The sequence below is a fragment of the Corynebacterium sp. HMSC074C04 genome (assembly GCF_001838295.1).
Taxonomy (GTDB): Bacteria; Actinomycetota; Actinomycetes; order Mycobacteriales; family Mycobacteriaceae; genus Corynebacterium; species Corynebacterium amycolatum.
The window spans coordinates 435,793-436,699 of sequence record NZ_KV836272.1 but is presented as its reverse complement, the minus strand read 5'-3'; the positions used below and the strand labels follow the sequence as shown (position 1 = coordinate 436,699).

Below are 907 nucleotides of genomic sequence, written 5' to 3'. Positions count from 1 at the left end.
CGTTAAACTTGCCGTATGTATCTGGCAATCACTAAACACTCTCGGCTAGGTGAATCTTCGCCTGGTGAATCGGCACGCGATTTGGGATTTATTTTGCGAAAGCATCCCGATCGCGTGCATGAGGCCGAGTTAAAGTTCGGTGTTGCCCGCGTCTTTTTCCCCACTGCAACCGATGCCGAATGCACGGCAGCCCTCTGGGTTGATATTGACCGCGATGAGTTGCTGAAACTCAAGCAGTACCGTGCCGATACGTTCAATCTGACCGGCTACATTAATGATCGGCAGTGGGCTGCGTCATCGCTTTTGACTGTGGCGTTGAAGTCGGTCTTCTCCACGGCGATGGTCATGGAAAAGACTTCGCCTTACGACGAAACCCCAAGCGATCTCACCGCGACAGTCGCGGCGGTACCCGGCACCGAGGAAGAAATCCGTGCTTTGTTTGAGCCATTGGGGTGGAAGGTCACCTGCGATTTCTTCAACAACATTGCCGGGCAGAAGTTCTCACCGACGGTGACCCTCACAGGTCGAGCAACCGTTCGTGATTTGCTCAATCACCTGTATATTCTGCTTCCCGTCCTCGACGGTGGGAAACACTATTGGGTTGATGACCGGGAAATCGACAAGCTGGCCGCGCGCGCCCAGGACTGGCTGCCGGAGCACCCGCAGCGGGAGAAAATCCTAAAGCGCTACCTTGCCGATCAAAAAGGCCTGGTCAACGAAGCCGTCGTGAAGCTTGCCGGGGAAGCTGGTGCAATCGAACTGGCCAGCGGTGACCAGACAGCCAAGCCGCTCAATCGACAGCGTCAAGACCGAGTCCTGCGTGAGGTATTTAGACTGCGCCCGCGCAGCGTGGTGGACATCGGCTGTGGTTCCGGCGTGTTGCTCGGGCCGTTGCTGGAGAATCCGC

Annotated in this window: 1 pseudogene; it reads left to right on the top strand. The window is 56.6% G+C overall.

The features are described 5' to 3' along the window. Window positions 1–15 precede the first annotated feature (15 nt). Window positions 16–907 (top strand): annotated as a pseudogene (locus HMPREF3011_RS06300) (3' terminal RNA ribose 2'-O-methyltransferase Hen1); the annotation flags it as partial.